Annotated in this window: 23 protein-coding genes; all 23 read right to left on the reverse strand. The window is 62.7% G+C overall.

What is annotated here, in order from left to right; all coding sequences use genetic code 11:
- Window positions 1–334: 334 nt before the first annotated feature.
- A complete protein-coding gene (gene secY, locus ACVOKU_RS14710) occupies window positions 335–1,702 on the reverse strand; it encodes a preprotein translocase subunit SecY (protein WP_005415420.1) in 1,368 nt (455 codons plus the stop codon).
- Window positions 1,703–1,709: 7 nt separating this feature from the next.
- A complete protein-coding gene (gene rplO, locus ACVOKU_RS14715) occupies window positions 1,710–2,153 on the reverse strand; it encodes a 50S ribosomal protein L15 (RefSeq protein ID WP_053519751.1) in 444 nt (147 codons plus the stop codon).
- A 6-nt stretch (window positions 2,154–2,159) separates the two neighbouring features.
- A complete protein-coding gene (gene rpmD, locus ACVOKU_RS14720) occupies window positions 2,160–2,351 on the reverse strand; it encodes a 50S ribosomal protein L30 (RefSeq protein WP_004145412.1) in 192 nt (63 codons plus the stop codon).
- A complete protein-coding gene (gene rpsE, locus ACVOKU_RS14725) occupies window positions 2,344–2,886 on the reverse strand; it encodes a 30S ribosomal protein S5 (protein WP_005408213.1) in 543 nt (180 codons plus the stop codon). Before rpsE ends, rpmD begins: the two co-directional genes overlap by 8 nt.
- Before the next feature lie 160 nt (window positions 2,887–3,046).
- Window positions 3,047–3,400, reverse strand: a complete 354-nt coding sequence (rplR, locus tag ACVOKU_RS14730) for a 50S ribosomal protein L18 (protein ID WP_481560280.1) — start codon at window positions 3,398–3,400, stop codon at window positions 3,047–3,049.
- Between the two features lie 31 nt (window positions 3,401–3,431).
- Window positions 3,432–3,956 carry a 50S ribosomal protein L6 gene (gene rplF, locus ACVOKU_RS14735; RefSeq protein ID WP_053519748.1) on the reverse strand — a complete coding sequence of 175 codons (525 nt, stop codon included), beginning with the start codon at window positions 3,954–3,956 and terminating at the stop codon, window positions 3,432–3,434.
- A gap of 18 nt (window positions 3,957–3,974) precedes the next feature.
- Entirely contained in the window at window positions 3,975–4,373 is a 399-nt protein-coding gene (gene rpsH / locus ACVOKU_RS14740; protein WP_005415417.1) for a 30S ribosomal protein S8, read from the reverse strand.
- 257 nt (window positions 4,374–4,630) lie between these two features.
- Complete coding sequence (gene rpsN, locus ACVOKU_RS14745; RefSeq protein ID WP_053519747.1) at window positions 4,631–4,936, reverse strand: 30S ribosomal protein S14; 306 nt, start codon at window positions 4,934–4,936, stop codon at window positions 4,631–4,633.
- Window positions 4,937–4,954: 18 nt separating this feature from the next.
- A complete protein-coding gene (gene rplE / locus ACVOKU_RS14750; RefSeq protein WP_053519746.1) occupies window positions 4,955–5,497 on the reverse strand; it encodes a 50S ribosomal protein L5 in 543 nt (180 codons plus the stop codon).
- A gap of 11 nt (window positions 5,498–5,508) precedes the next feature.
- On the reverse strand, window positions 5,509–5,826 hold the full coding sequence (gene rplX, locus ACVOKU_RS14755) for a 50S ribosomal protein L24 (protein WP_053519745.1): 318 nt from the start codon (window positions 5,824–5,826) through the stop codon (window positions 5,509–5,511).
- Window positions 5,827–5,842: 16 nt separating this feature from the next.
- Complete coding sequence (gene rplN / locus ACVOKU_RS14760; RefSeq protein WP_010483978.1) at window positions 5,843–6,211, reverse strand: 50S ribosomal protein L14; 369 nt, start codon at window positions 6,209–6,211, stop codon at window positions 5,843–5,845.
- 12 nt (window positions 6,212–6,223) lie between these two features.
- The gene (gene rpsQ / locus ACVOKU_RS14765; RefSeq protein ID WP_053519744.1) at window positions 6,224–6,493 is read right to left on the reverse strand and encodes a 30S ribosomal protein S17; all 270 of its coding nucleotides are present in this window, start codon (window positions 6,491–6,493) and stop codon (window positions 6,224–6,226) included.
- A gap of 11 nt (window positions 6,494–6,504) precedes the next feature.
- Window positions 6,505–6,690: a 50S ribosomal protein L29 gene (gene rpmC, locus ACVOKU_RS14770; RefSeq protein ID WP_004154487.1), complete on the reverse strand. Its 186-nt coding sequence runs from the start codon at window positions 6,688–6,690 to the stop codon at window positions 6,505–6,507.
- Entirely contained in the window at window positions 6,690–7,103 is a 414-nt protein-coding gene (rplP, locus tag ACVOKU_RS14775; protein ID WP_053519743.1) for a 50S ribosomal protein L16, read from the reverse strand. The genes rpmC and rplP overlap by 1 nt, the downstream gene beginning before the upstream one ends.
- A gap of 5 nt (window positions 7,104–7,108) precedes the next feature.
- Window positions 7,109–7,843, reverse strand: a complete 735-nt coding sequence (gene rpsC, locus ACVOKU_RS14780) for a 30S ribosomal protein S3 (protein ID WP_004145350.1) — start codon at window positions 7,841–7,843, stop codon at window positions 7,109–7,111.
- Between the two features lie 18 nt (window positions 7,844–7,861).
- On the reverse strand, window positions 7,862–8,197 hold the full coding sequence (gene rplV / locus ACVOKU_RS14785) for a 50S ribosomal protein L22 (RefSeq protein ID WP_080375339.1): 336 nt from the start codon (window positions 8,195–8,197) through the stop codon (window positions 7,862–7,864).
- 12 nt (window positions 8,198–8,209) lie between these two features.
- Window positions 8,210–8,479 carry a 30S ribosomal protein S19 gene (gene rpsS, locus ACVOKU_RS14790; protein WP_005415413.1) on the reverse strand — a complete coding sequence of 90 codons (270 nt, stop codon included), beginning with the start codon at window positions 8,477–8,479 and terminating at the stop codon, window positions 8,210–8,212.
- Window positions 8,480–8,485: 6 nt separating this feature from the next.
- On the reverse strand, window positions 8,486–9,313 hold the full coding sequence (gene rplB, locus ACVOKU_RS14795; RefSeq protein ID WP_053519741.1) for a 50S ribosomal protein L2: 828 nt from the start codon (window positions 9,311–9,313) through the stop codon (window positions 8,486–8,488).
- Window positions 9,314–9,323: 10 nt separating this feature from the next.
- Complete coding sequence (rplW, locus tag ACVOKU_RS14800; RefSeq protein WP_004145338.1) at window positions 9,324–9,623, reverse strand: 50S ribosomal protein L23; 300 nt, start codon at window positions 9,621–9,623, stop codon at window positions 9,324–9,326.
- Entirely contained in the window at window positions 9,620–10,225 is a 606-nt protein-coding gene (rplD, locus tag ACVOKU_RS14805; RefSeq protein WP_053519740.1) for a 50S ribosomal protein L4, read from the reverse strand. Before rplD ends, rplW begins: the two co-directional genes overlap by 4 nt.
- Before the next feature lie 12 nt (window positions 10,226–10,237).
- Entirely contained in the window at window positions 10,238–10,888 is a 651-nt protein-coding gene (rplC, locus tag ACVOKU_RS14810; protein WP_004145336.1) for a 50S ribosomal protein L3, read from the reverse strand.
- An 11-nt stretch (window positions 10,889–10,899) separates the two neighbouring features.
- Window positions 10,900–11,211: a 30S ribosomal protein S10 gene (gene rpsJ, locus ACVOKU_RS14815; protein WP_005408208.1), complete on the reverse strand. Its 312-nt coding sequence runs from the start codon at window positions 11,209–11,211 to the stop codon at window positions 10,900–10,902.
- 333 nt (window positions 11,212–11,544) lie between these two features.
- Complete coding sequence (gene tuf / locus ACVOKU_RS14820) at window positions 11,545–12,735, reverse strand: elongation factor Tu (RefSeq protein ID WP_065176003.1); 1,191 nt, start codon at window positions 12,733–12,735, stop codon at window positions 11,545–11,547.
- Window position 12,736 lies beyond the last annotated feature (1 nt).

A 12,736-nucleotide genomic window follows, 5' to 3' on the forward strand; every position in this document is an offset into this window, starting at 1 on the left:
AGCTGAGTGATGGCCGACAGCGCGCCTCGGGCACGCCAATCCGGCAGGATGGATCAAAAAAGTGAACTAGCGATACTAACAAGGTTCCGGTTTACATGGAAGCCCGTGAAACCAGAGGTTTCATGAACCCGGCCTGGGGAGTGTGCCCAGGCTCCGGCGCCGGATGGGGTTGATCCCGGGAGGTTTCCCGGGGCCGCCCGCGCTACTCCTGCGCGGGACCACCTCATCACACCCCCACCCGGAACCGCTGCGGGGGCCGCCCTTCGTTTGTGTGGCCGGAGTCCGCGAAGCGGAGGGACCATCACGTCAGGAAGACGAAAGTATAACAGGCGAATCAGCCGCGGGCAAAACCGCCGCGGTTGCCACCCTTCAGGTTGGCCTTCTTCAGCAGGCTCTCGTACTGGTGGGACATCAGGTGCGCCTGCACCTGGGCGATGAAGTCCATCACCACCACCACCACGATCAGCAGCGAGGTACCGCCGAAGTAGAACGAGGCGTTCAGCTGCGTGCGCATCAGTTCCGGCAGCAGGCAGACGATCACCAGGTAGGCCGAGCCGGCTGCGGTCAGGCGGGTCAGCACGCCGTCGATGTAGTCGGCGGTGGCCTTGCCCGGACGGATGCCCGGAATCAGTGCGCCCGACTTCTTCAGGTTGTCGGCGGTTTCCTGCGAGTTGAACACCAGCGCGGTGTAGAAGAACGCGAAACCGGTGATCAGCGCAGCGAACACGATCATGTGCAGCGGCTCGCCCGGACCCAGCGCGTTGGCGACCTTCTGCAGGACCTGGCCGAAGCTGCTCTGGTTGGCCGCCTGGCCGGACCACATGGCCAGGGTGGCCGGGAAGGCCAGCAGGCTCGAGGCGAAGATCGCCGGGATGACGCCGGCCATGTTTAGCTTCAGCGGCAGGAACGAGGTCTGGTTCATGTACGCATTGCGACCGCCCTGGCGGCGCGCGTAATTGACCGTGATCCGGCGCTGGCCGCGCTCGACGAACACCACGAAGAAGGTGAAGGCGAGTACGACGATGGCGATCAGCAGCAGCTGGATGAACTGGATGTTGCCGTCGCGGTAGGCATCGAAGGTATGGATGACCGCGCCCGGCAGGCCCGCCACGATACCGGCGAAGATGATCAGCGACACGCCGTTGCCGATGCCGCGCTCGGTGACCTGCTCACCGACCCACATCAGGAACATGGTGCCGGCGGTGAGTGCGACCACGGCGGTGAGCACGAAGCCCATGCCCGGCGCGTACACGACCGGAGCGCCCGACGGCGAGACCTGGCCCTGCAGGGCCAGAGCGATCGAACCGCCCTGCACCACTGCCAGCAGCACGGCGCCGATGCGCGAATACTGGGTGATCTTGCGGCGACCGGACTCACCTTCCTTCTGCATCGCCTTCAGGGCGGGGAAGATGTGCACGGCCAGCTGCATCACGATCGATGCCGAGATGTACGGCATCACGTTCAGCGCGAAGATGCTGAAACGGTGCAGGGCGCCGCCCGAGAACATGTTGAACATGTCCACGATGCCGCCGCCCTGCTGTTGCATCATGGCAAGCATGGCATCGGGATTGACGCCCGGCACCGGCACGTAGCAGCCGATGCGATAGACGATCAAAGCCCCGACGACGAACAGCAAACGTTGGCGAAGTTCAGTGAACTTGCCCATTCCGCCCGCGAGGTTACCGATGCCAGCTTGCGCCATGATTTTCTTACTCCGTTACGCTGCCGCCGGCAGCTTCGATCGCAGCCTTGGCACCGGCCGTGGCAGCAACACCCTTCAGGGTGAACGCCTTGGTCACTTCGCCCTTGACGACGACCTTGGCCTTCTTGGCAGTGCTCGGGACCAGCTTGGCGGCACGCAGGGCGGCGAAGTCGATCTCGCCGGCCGGCAGCTTGTCCAGCTGGTACAGCAGCACTTCAGCGGTGTCCTTGGCGATCGGCGAACGGAAGCCGATCTTCGGCAGACGACGCTGCATGGGGGTCTGGCCGCCTTCGAAGCCGGCCTTGATCTTGCCGCCACCCTTGCGGGCGAACGAACCCTTGTGGCCGCGGCCGGCAGTCTTGCCCAGGCCCGAGCCGATACCGCGACCGACGCGGGTGCGCTCGGTACGGGCGCCCGGTGCCGGGCTCAGTTCATTGAGACGCAGAGTCATGATCGATTACTCCTCAACCTTGACGAGGTAGTGAACGGTATTGATCAGGCCGCGAACCTGCGGGCTGTCCTTCAGTTCACGCACATCGTTGAGCTTGTTCAGACCCAGGGCACGCACCGACAGGCGGTGACGCGACTGGGCACCACGCAGGCCGCGCACCAGGCGCACCTTCACAGTCTTGTTGGACTCATTAGCCATGGTTGAGTTCCTCCACCTTCTTGCCGCGCTTGGCCGCGATGCGGGCCGGCGACTGCGCTGCAGACAGGCCCTTCACGGTGGCACGCACCAGGTTGATCGGGTTGCGCGAACCGGTGGCCTTGGCCAGCACGTTCTTCACGCCAACCGCTTCCAGGACGGCGCGCATGGCACCGCCGGCGATGACGCCGGTACCTTCCGAAGCCGGCTGCATGAACACGCGGGCTGCGCCATGACCATCCTTGATGGTGTGCCACAGGGTGCCGTTGTTCAGGTCAACGCTGACCAGGTTCTTGCGGGCCTGTTCCATCGACTTCTGGATGGCGACCGGCACTTCGCGGGCCTTGCCATAACCGAAACCGACCTTGCCTTCGCCGTCGCCGACCACGGTCAGGGCGGTGAAGGTGAACTGGCGACCACCCTTGACGGTCTTGCTGACGCGGTTGACCGCGACCAGCTTTTCGATCATGCCGTCGTCGATCTTCTCTTCGCGGTTACGGTCGCGATCGCGACCCCGCTGCTGACGCTCTTCTGCCATGTTGATTCCTTGGTTGTTGGGTATGTACGGCTCAGGGCCGCTTATGGTTGTGGAATGACGCGTCGTTCCGGTGGGCCACTGCAGAAGAATGGCGCCGTCCAGCCTCGCTCAGGCTGGCGAGCAGGCGGACAGGGGGCCATCGGCCCCCTGCCCCGATCCCTTAGAACTGCAGGCCGGCTTCGCGGGCAGCCTCTGCCAGGGCCTTGATACGGCCGTGGTAACGGTAACCCGAACGATCGAAGGCAACCCTCTCGACGCCGGCGGCCTTGGCACGCTCAGCGACGATGCGGCCAACCTTGGCGGCGGCATCGACATTCTTGCCGCTCTTCAGGCCTTCCTTGACGTCGGACTGGGTGGTGTTGGCGGCAGCCAGCACCTTGGAACCGTCGGCGGTGAAGACCTGGGCATACAGGTGCTGGCCGGTGCGCAGCACCGACAGGCGGGCGACGCCGAGCTCACGGATGTGGGCGCGGGTCGACTTGGCGCGACGCAGGCGGGCGATGTTCTTGTTCATGATGTTTTTCCTATGAAAGCGGAAGCGCCTATTAGGCCTTCTTGGCTTCCTTACGGATGATGACTTCGTCGGAGTACTTCACGCCCTTGCCCTTGTACGGCTCCGGCTTGCGGAACGCACGGATCTTGGCGGCAACTTCACCGACGGCCTGCTTGTCCGCGCCCTGGACCAGGATCTCGGTCTGGGTCGGGGTGGACAGCGTGATGCCTTCCGGCGCCACGAACACGACCGGGTGCGAGAAGCCCAGCGACAGGCTCAGGTCCTTGCCCTGCATGGCAGCGCGGTAACCCACGCCGACCAGCTCCAGCTTGCGCTCGAAGCCTTCGGACACGCCCTTGACCATGTTGGCCAGGATCGCACGCACGGTACCGGTCAGTGCGACCAGTTCGACGTTCTCGGTGCTCAGGGTGGCAACGCCGTTGTCGACGTTGATGGCAATACCGGCCGGCTTGGCCAGCGACAGGGTGCCCTTCGGGCCCTTGGCGGTGACGCTTTCCGACTGGACGTTCAGTTCAACCTTACCCAGGTCGATCGGCTTCTTGGCTACACGGGACATAGTTCTACTCCTTTCGCCTTAGGCCACGAAGCACAGGACTTCGCCGCCGACGCCCAGCTGGCGCGCCTGCGCATCAGTCATGATGCCCTTGGAGGTGGAAATGATGGAGATGCCCAGGCCGTTCATGACCTTCGGCAGCTCGCTCTTGCCGCGGTACTGGCGCAGGCCCGAACGCGAGAAGCGCTTCAGGGTCGCGATGACCGGCTTGCCTTCGAAATACTTCAGCACGATTTCCAGCTCGGCCTTGTTGTTCTCCAGCTGGGTAACGCGCAGGTCGGTGATGTAACCCTCGTCCTTCAGGACCTGGGCGATCGCAACCTTGATCTTGGACGACGGGGCTTTCACCGTCTGCTTGCCAACCGCGGCCGCATTCTTGATGCGGACCAGCAGGTCGGCGATGGGATCAGTCATGCTCATATGAGTACCTTTGAGTGCACCGATATCCGCTTTCGCGAAAATCTGTTGTCTCCTGGAAACGGGCCAGGTCCCTTGATGCAGCGGACCTGTGGCCCGCCCTACAACCCCGTCTGCACAGGGCAAGACGCGGGAGTATACGCCAAAAGAGCCCGACTTGCGTCGGGCTCTTCGGGTTTTTTGCGAAAGGGAGGCTGAATGCCTCCCCTCCCCGGTTCAGGAACCCCCGGAGGGGCGCCTGATCGCAGGACCGGCTGGGATTACCAGCTGGCCTTGCGCAGACCCGGGACGTCGCCACGCATGGTGGCTTCACGCAGCTTGTTGCGGCCCAGGCCGAACTTGCTGTAGACGCCACGCGGACGGCCGGACAGTTCGCAGCGGTTGCGCTGGCGGCTCGGCGACGAATCGCGCGGCAGCTTGGCCAGCTTGGCAGCAGCTTCGATCTTCTCGTCGTAGCTCGCGTCTACCGAGGACACGATCTTCTTCAGAGCAGCACGCTTCTCAGCGTACTTCTTGGCCAGCTTTTCCCGCTTGATGTCGCGGTTGACCATGGAGGTCTTTGCCATTTCGGTTTCCTCGACGGATCAGTTACGGAACGGGAACTTGAACGCTGCCAGCAGCGCCTTCGCTTCCGCGTCGGTCTTCGCAGTGGTGGTGATGGCGATATCCATGCCGCGGATCGCGTCGACAGCGTCGAAGTCGATTTCCGGGAAGATGATCTGTTCCTTCACACCCATGTTGAAGTTGCCGCGACCGTCGAAGGAACGACCGGAGACACCACGGAAGTCGCGCACGCGCGGCAGCGAGATGTTGATCAGGCGATCCAGGAACTCGTACATCTTGTGGCGACGCAGCGTGGTCTTGCAGCCGATCGGCCAACCATCGCGGATCTTGAACGACGCAACCGAAATACGCGACTTGGTGACAACCGGCTTCTGGCCGGAAATCTTGGTCATGTCGCCGACGGCGTTTTCCAGGATCTTCTTGTTGGTGGCCGCTTCGCCGACACCCATGTTCAGGGTGACCTTGACGAGCTTCGGCACTTCCATCGGATTGGTGTAGCCGAACTGCTTCATCAGCGCCGGCACCACTTCGTCCTTGTAGAACTTTTCGAGACGGGAAGTCATCTTCTCATTCCTCAGGCGTCGAGCGCCTCACCGCTGGAGCGGAACACACGCAGTTTGCGTCCATCCTCCAGCACCTTGAAGCCAACGCGTTCGCCCTTGCCCGAAGCCGGGTTCAGCACATTCACGTTGGAGATATGGATCGAAGCTTCACGCTCGACCACGCCGCCGGCAACGCCTGCCTGCGGGTTCGGCTTGGTGTGGCGCTTGACGATGTTCACGTTGGCGACGACCACACGGTCGCCGTCGACGCGGACGACTTCGCCCTGCTTGCCCTTGTCCTTGCCGGTGTTGACGACGACCTGGTCGCCCTTCTTGATACGGTTAGCCATGATTATCTCCTGTCGCTCACAGCACTTCGGGAGCGAGCGAGACGATCTTCATGAACTTCTCCGAACGAAGTTCACGGGTCACCGGCCCGAAGATACGGGTACCGATCGGCTCCTGCTTGTTGTTCAGCAGGACGGCAGCGTTGCCGTCGAAGCGGATCAGCGAGCCGTCGGCGCGACGCACACCCTTGCGGGTACGCACCACGACGGCGTCATACACTTCACCCTTCTTGACCTTGCCGCGCGGAATCGCATCCTTCACGGTGACCTTGATGATGTCGCCGATGCCGGCGTAACGGCGCTTGGAACCACCCAGCACCTTGAAGCACATCACCTGCTTGGCACCCGAATTGTCCGCGACGTCAAGGTAGCTCTGCATCTGGATCATGATTCAGACTCCTTATTCAGCCGCACGCGTGATGACTTCCACCACGCGCCAGTTCTTGGTCTTGGACATCGGAGCAATCTCGGTCACGCGGACGACATCGCCTTCCTTGCAGGCGTTGTCGGCATCGTGGGCGTGCAGCTTCGTCGAGCGCTTGATGTACTTGCCGTACAGTGCGTGCTTGACCTGACGCTCAACCAGGACGGTAACCGTCTTGTCCATCTTGTTGCTGACGACACGGCCTTCGACCGTGCGCAGCGTCTTGTTTTCAGTATTGTCGCTCATAGCGGCCATCCTTACTTCGTGCTGCCGAGCAGGGTCTTGACGCGAGCAATCTCGCGACGGACCCGGCGGATGTCGTGGGTCTTCGGCAGCTGGCCGGTGACCTGCTGCATACGGACAGAGAACTGTTCCTTACGCAGGTCGATCAGGTGGGCCTTGAGTTCGTCAGCCGACTTTTCACGGAGAGTTTTGATATCCATCAGCGCACCGTACGGGTCACGAAAGTGGTGGTGACCGAGAGCTTGGCGGCGGCCAGGCGGAACGCCTCGCGAGCCACTTCCTCGGAAACACCCTCGATTTCATAGATCATGCGGCCGGGCTGGATCTGGGCCACCCAGTATTCCACGTTACCCTTACCCGAACCCATTCGAACTTCGATGGGCTTCTTGGTGATGGGCTTGTCGGGGAACACGCGGATCCACATCTTGCCGCCGCGCTTGACGTAGCGGCTGATCGAGCGGCGAGCCGCTTCGATCTGACGCGCGGTCAGCTGACCGTGTGCGGTTGCCTTCAGGCCGTATTCGCCGAAGCTGACAGCGTTGGCGCTCCAGCTCAGGCCTTCGTTACGGCCCTTGTGTACCTTGCGGTACTTGGTTCGCTTGGGTTGCAACATTGTCGTTACCTCGCTTCACGGGCCGGGCGCTGACGGTCACCACGGTCGCCGCGATCGTGACGATCGTTGCGCGACGGGGTGTCGTCCTGCTTTTCCTGGCCAACCTGGGAGAAATCGAAGACCTCGCCCTTGTAGATCCAGACCTTGATGCCGATGATGCCGTAGGTCGTCTTGGCTTCAGCGAAGCCATAGTCGATGTCGGCACGCAGGGTGTGCAGCGGCACGCGGCCTTCGCGGTACCACTCCGAACGGGCGATTTCAGCACCGTTGAGGCGGCCACCCACGTTGACCTTGATGCCCAGGGCACCCAGGCGCATCGCGTTGCCCACCGAGCGCTTCATTGCGCGGCGGAACATGATGCGGCGCTCCAGCTGCTGGGCGATCGACTCGGCAACGAGCTGCGCGTCCAGTTCCGGCTTGCGCACTTCGGTGACGTTGATGTGCGCCGGAACGCCCATCATCTCGCTCACTTCCTTGCGCAGCTTCTCGATGTCCTCACCACGCTTGCCGATCACCACGCCCGGACGGGCGGTGTGGATCGTCACGCGCGCGGTCTTGGCCGGACGCTCGATCAGGATCTTGCTGATGCCGGCCTGAGCCAGCTTCTTGCGCAGCATTTCGCGAACTTTCAGGTCGGCTGCCAGGTAACCAGCGAACTCGGCCTTGTTGGCGTACCACTTGGAGTTCCAGTCCTTGGAAATACCGAGACGGATACCAATCGGATGAACTTTATGACCCATGGTCTTTTCCTTATCCGCTTACTTGCCGGCGCCCACAACCACAGTGATGTGGCTGGTGCGCTTGAGGATGCGGGTACCGCGGCCTTTCGCCCGCGCCATGAAACGCTTCAGGGTCGGACCTTCATCAACCATGATGGTCTGAACCTTCAGCTCGTCGACGTCGGCGCCCTGGTTGTTCTCGGCGTTGGCAATAGCCGACTCCACCACCTTCTTGATCAGGTGGGCAGCCTTCTTGTCCGAGAACTTCAGCAGATTGACCGCACGTTCGGCCGGCAGACCGCGCACCTGGTCAGCGACCAGGCGAGCCTTCTGCGGGGAGATGCGCGCAGTGCGCAGGATGGCTTTCGCTTCCATTGTCATCTCTCCTTACTTGCCCGACTTCTTGTCACCACCGTGACCCTTGAAGGTCCGGGTGATGGCAAATTCGCCGAGCTTGTGGCCGACCATGTTCTCGTTGACGAGAACCGGGATGTGGTTCTTGCCGTTATGCACGGCAATGGTGATGCCTACCATGTCAGGCAGGATCATCGAACGGCGCGACCAGGTCTTGATCGGCTTCTTGCTGCCCGCAGCGGCCTCCACCTTCTTGACGAGGTGGTGATCGACGAACGGGCCCTTCTTGAGTGAACGTGCCATGGTCGATTAGCCCCTACGATCGCGGACGATGAACTGCTGAGTGCGCTTGTTATGGCGCGTCTTGTAACCCTTGGTCGGGACACCCCACGGGGTGACCGGATGCGGGTTACCCTGGCCGGCCTTGGCCTCACCACCACCGTGCGGGTGGTCAACCGGGTTCATGGCAGCACCACGAACGGTCGGGCGGACGCCGCGCCAGCGCTTGGCACCGGCCTTGCCCAGCTTTTCCAGGCTGTGCTCGTCGTTGCCGACTTCGCCGATGGTGGCGCAGCACTCGACCGGAACCTTACGCATTTCACCCGAGCGCAGGCGCAGGGTGGCGTAGATGCCTTCGCGGGCGACCAGCTGCACGGCAGCACCTGCAGCGCGGGCGATCTGAGCGCCCTTGCCCGGCTTCAGCTCGATGCAGTGGATGGTGGTACCGACCGGGATGTTGCGCAGCGGCAGGGTGTTGCCCGCCTTGATCGGGGCATCCGAACCAGCGATCACCTGATCACCGGCCTTCAGGCCCTTCGGGGCGATGATGTAGCGACGCTCGCCGTCGACGTAGCACAGCAGGGCGATATGGGCGGTGCGGTTCGGATCGTATTCGATGCGTTCCACGCGCGCCGGGATGCCCAGCTTGTTGCGCTTGAAGTCGATGATGCGGTAGTGCTGCTTGTGGCCACCACCGACGTGACGGGTGGTGATGCGGCCGTGGTGGTTACGACCACCCGAGCGGCTCTGCGACTCAACCAGCGCAGCGTGCGGAGCACCCTTGTGCAGGTCGGGCGTAACCACGCGCACGGCCGAACGGCGGCCGGGGGAAGTGGGCTTGAATTTCATCAATGGCATGGGATGTACCTCAGGCCTTGGCCGTTACATCGATCGACTGGCCGTCGGCCAGGCGAACGTACGCCTTGCGCCAATCGCCGCGGCGGCCAGCACGGTTACGGAAGGACTTGTTCTTGCCCTTGACGTTGACCACGTTGACGGCTTCGACCTTGACGTCGAACAGCTGCTCAACCGCGGCCTTTACATCGGCCTTGGTGGCTTCGTTCGAAACTTCGAAGACATACTGGTTGGAGAGTTCCTGCAGGCGCGCGGTCTTTTCGGAGACACGCGGGGCACGCAGCACGCTGAAGATTTTTTCGTTGCTGTTCATGCCAGCCACTCCTCGACCTTCTTGACCGCGTCAGCGGTGATGACGACCGTGTCGGCACCGACCAGCGACACCGGGTCCAGGCCCTGCACGTCACGCACCTGCACGTACGGCAGATTGCGGGCGGACAGGTACAGGTGCTCGGAGGCTTCCTCGGTGACGATCAGCGGGCGCTTGCCCACTTCCAGGCCGGCCAGCTTGGCGATCAGACCCTTCGTGCTGGTCGCTTCGACATCGAAGGCCTCCACGATGGTCAGACGGCCCTGACGGTTCAGCTCGGACAGGATCGCGCACATGGCGGCACGGTACTGCTTACGATTGACCTTCTGCTCGAAGCTGCGCGGCTTGGCCGCGAAGGTGACACCGCCGCCGACGAAGATCGGAGCCGTCAGTGCGCCATGACGCGCGCCGCCGCCCTTCTGCTTCTTCGACTTCTTGGTGGTACCAGCCACTTCGGAGCGAGTCTTCTGTGCCTTGGTGCCGGCGCGACCGGCGTTGCGGTAAGCAACGACGACCTGGTGGACCAGATCTTCGCTGAAATCGCGACCGAACACGGCGTCGGAGACCGAGACCTTGTTGTTGCTACCCGTGATAACGAGTTCCATCGTCATCTCTCCTTATGCCTTGCTCGCCGGACGGACGATCACATCGCCACCCGCCGCGCCAGGAACGGCACCGCGAACCGCAATCAGACCGCGCTCGACGTCGACCTTGACCACTTCCAGGTTCTGGGTGCTCTGCTGCACCGCGCCCATGTGGCCCGACATCTTCTTGCCCGGGAAAACGCGACCCGGGGTCTGGCGCTGACCCAGCGAACCCGGCGCGCGATGCGACAGCGAGTTACCGTGGGTTGCATCGCCCATACGGAAGTTGTGGCGCTTGATGGTGCCCTGGAAACCCTTACCCTTGGTGACACCCTGGACGTCGACGATCTGGCCGACTTCGAAGATGTCCGCCTTGACTTCGCCGCCGACGGCGAAATCGCCGAGCTGCGCGTCTTCAACGCGGAATTCCCACAGGCCACGACCCGCTTCCACCTTCGCCTTGGCGAAGTGGCCGGCTTCCGGCTTGTTGACCAGGGCAGCGCGACGCGCGCCGACGGTCACCTGCACGGCGCTGTAGCCGTCGGTTTCGACGGTCTTGATCTGCGCGATGCGGTTCGGGGTGGCTTCGATCAGGGTCACCGGGATGGAACGACCATCTTCGGTGAACACGCGGCTCATGCCGGCCTTGCGGCCCACGAAGCCCAACGAATACTTCTTCGTCATGGTCGTAGTCCTCAGGTCAGCTTGATCTGAACGTCGACGCCGGCAGCCAGTTCGAGCTTCATCAGCGCGTCCACGGTCTTGTCATTCGGGTCAACGATATCGAGCACGCGCTTGTGCGTGCGGGTCTCGTACTGGTCACGCGCGTCCTTGTCGACGTGCGGGGAAACGAGAACGGTGTAACGCTCGATCTTGGTCGGCAGCGGGATCGGGCCACGCACTTGCGCGCCGGTCCGCTTTGCCGTTTCAACGATCTCGCTGGCCGAACGGTCGATCAGACGATGATCGAACGCTTTCAGCCGGATCCGGATCTTTTGGTCCGCCATGGCGGTAGGTTCCTTCGTTAAAAGAGCGACAGACAAAGCCTCTGGGTTGCTTTGCCCCATGAAATTCCTGCATACGGACGGCCCGCACTCCTGCAGGCCGACAAGGTCAATCCGTAGACCTCAAAAACGTAGGCAGACCAGTTTCCCGGCCTGCCCAGACGTAGAAGCATAATGGCACGCCAGGCAGCTGTCAACAGTCTCCTGTTGACGCCGCCTGAATGGCCTTGACCCTTCCTGGTCCGGGGAACACAAGGCACATCCTGTGCCTGCTTTCCCATTTTGATACGCCCCGATGCCCTACCCAGGCAACATCGGGGCGCAGAGTCTAACAGATTACTTGATGATCTTCGAGACCACGCCGGCGCCGACGGTGCGGCCACCTTCGCGGATGGCGAAGCGCAGGCCTTCGTCCATCGCGACCGGGTTGATCAGGGTCACGGTCATCTTGACGTTGTCACCCGGCATCACCATTTCCACGCCTTCCGGCAGCTTGGCAGCGCCGGTGATGTCGGTGGTGCGGAAGTAGAACTGCGGGCGGTAGCCGTTGAAGAACGGGGTGTGACGGCCGCCCTCGTCCTTCGACAGCACGTACACTTCGCCTTCGAACTCGGTGTGCGGGGTGATCGAACCCGGCTTGGCCAGAACCTGGCCGCGCTCGACATCGTCACGCTTGGTGCCGCGCAGCAGCAGACCGGCGTTGTCGCCTGCCTGGCCCTGGTCCAGCAGCTTGCGGAACATTTCCACGCCGGTCACGGTGGTCTTCTGGGTCGGACGGATACCGACGATTTCGATTTCGTCACCGACCTTGATCACGCCGCGCTCGATACGACCGGTCACCACGGTGCCGCGGCCCGAGATCGAGAACACGTCTTCCACCGGCATCAGGAACGGCTTGTCGATCGCACGCTCCGGCTCCGGAATCCAGGTGTCCAGCGCGTCAACCAGCTTCAGGATCGCCGGCACGCCGATCTCGCTCTGGTCGCCTTCCAGCGCCAGGCGGGCCGAACCCGAGATGATCGGGGTGTCGTCGCCCGGGAACTCGTACTTGCTCAGCAGTTCGCGCACTTCCATTTCGACCAGCTCGAGCAGCTCGGCGTCGTCGACCATGTCAGCCTTGTTCAGGAACACCACGATGTACGGCACGCCGACCTGACGCGACAGCAGGATGTGCTCGCGGGTCTGCGGCATCGGGCCGTCAGCGGCCGAGCACACCAGGATCGCGCCGTCCATCTGGGCAGCACCGGTGATCATGTTCTTGACGTAGTCAGCGTGGCCCGGGCAGTCAACGTGGGCGTAGTGACGGGTCGGGGATTCGTATTCGACGTGCGCGGTCGAGATCGTGATGCCACGAGCCTTTTCTTCCGGTGCGGCGTCGATGGCGTCATACGCCTTGAACTCGCCACCGAAGCGCTCGGCGCCGATCTTGGTCAGCGCGGCGGTCAGCGTGGTCTTGCCGTGGTCGACGTGACCGATGGTGCCGACGTTGACGTGCGGCTTGGTGCGCTCGAACTTACCCTTTGCCATT

The organism is Stenotrophomonas sp. STEN147, from assembly GCF_056757995.1.

What these genes read in the sequence shown, in the direction of transcription:
- rplN (WP_010483978.1), bottom strand. Translation starts at nt 6,211, where the DNA reads ATGATCCAGATGCAGAGCTACCTTGACGTCGCGGACAATTCGGGTGCC.
- rpsN (WP_053519747.1), bottom strand. Translation starts at nt 4,936, where the DNA reads ATGGCAAAGACCTCCATGGTCAACCGCGACATCAAGCGGGAAAAGCTG.
- rpsC (WP_004145350.1), bottom strand. Translation starts at nt 7,843, where the DNA reads ATGGGTCATAAAGTTCATCCGATTGGTATCCGTCTCGGTATTTCCAAG.
- rpmD (WP_004145412.1), bottom strand. Translation starts at nt 2,351, where the DNA reads ATGGCTAATGAGTCCAACAAGACTGTGAAGGTGCGCCTGGTGCGCGGC.
- rpsS (WP_005415413.1), bottom strand. Translation starts at nt 8,479, where the DNA reads ATGGCACGTTCACTCAAGAAGGGCCCGTTCGTCGATCACCACCTCGTC.
- rplX (WP_053519745.1), bottom strand. Translation starts at nt 5,826, where the DNA reads ATGGCTAACCGTATCAAGAAGGGCGACCAGGTCGTCGTCAACACCGGC.
- rplO (WP_053519751.1), bottom strand. Translation starts at nt 2,153, where the DNA reads ATGACTCTGCGTCTCAATGAACTGAGCCCGGCACCGGGCGCCCGTACC.
- rplB (WP_053519741.1), bottom strand. Translation starts at nt 9,313, where the DNA reads ATGCCATTGATGAAATTCAAGCCCACTTCCCCCGGCCGCCGTTCGGCC.
- rplC (WP_004145336.1), bottom strand. Translation starts at nt 10,888, where the DNA reads ATGACGAAGAAGTATTCGTTGGGCTTCGTGGGCCGCAAGGCCGGCATG.
- rplR (WP_481560280.1), bottom strand. Translation starts at nt 3,400, where the DNA reads ATGAACAAGAACATCGCCCGCCTGCGTCGCGCCAAGTCGACCCGCGCC.
- tuf (WP_065176003.1), bottom strand. Translation starts at nt 12,735, where the DNA reads ATGGCAAAGGGTAAGTTCGAGCGCACCAAGCCGCACGTCAACGTCGGC.
- secY (WP_005415420.1), bottom strand. Translation starts at nt 1,702, where the DNA reads ATGGCGCAAGCTGGCATCGGTAACCTCGCGGGCGGAATGGGCAAGTTC.
- rpmC (WP_004154487.1), bottom strand. Translation starts at nt 6,690, where the DNA reads ATGGATATCAAAACTCTCCGTGAAAAGTCGGCTGACGAACTCAAGGCC.
- rplF (WP_053519748.1), bottom strand. Translation starts at nt 3,956, where the DNA reads ATGTCCCGTGTAGCCAAGAAGCCGATCGACCTGGGTAAGGTTGAACTG.
- rpsE (WP_005408213.1), bottom strand. Translation starts at nt 2,886, where the DNA reads ATGGCAGAAGAGCGTCAGCAGCGGGGTCGCGATCGCGACCGTAACCGC.
- rpsH (WP_005415417.1), bottom strand. Translation starts at nt 4,373, where the DNA reads ATGAGCATGACTGATCCCATCGCCGACCTGCTGGTCCGCATCAAGAAT.
- rplD (WP_053519740.1), bottom strand. Translation starts at nt 10,225, where the DNA reads ATGGAACTCGTTATCACGGGTAGCAACAACAAGGTCTCGGTCTCCGAC.
- rplV (WP_080375339.1), bottom strand. Translation starts at nt 8,197, where the DNA reads ATGGAAGCGAAAGCCATCCTGCGCACTGCGCGCATCTCCCCGCAGAAG.
- rplE (WP_053519746.1), bottom strand. Translation starts at nt 5,497, where the DNA reads ATGACTTCCCGTCTCGAAAAGTTCTACAAGGACGAAGTGGTGCCGGCG.
- rplP (WP_053519743.1), bottom strand. Translation starts at nt 7,103, where the DNA reads ATGTTGCAACCCAAGCGAACCAAGTACCGCAAGGTACACAAGGGCCGT.
- rpsJ (WP_005408208.1), bottom strand. Translation starts at nt 11,211, where the DNA reads ATGGCGGACCAAAAGATCCGGATCCGGCTGAAAGCGTTCGATCATCGT.
- rpsQ (WP_053519744.1), bottom strand. Translation starts at nt 6,493, where the DNA reads ATGAGCGACAATACTGAAAACAAGACGCTGCGCACGGTCGAAGGCCGT.
- rplW (WP_004145338.1), bottom strand. Translation starts at nt 9,623, where the DNA reads ATGAACAGCAACGAAAAAATCTTCAGCGTGCTGCGTGCCCCGCGTGTC.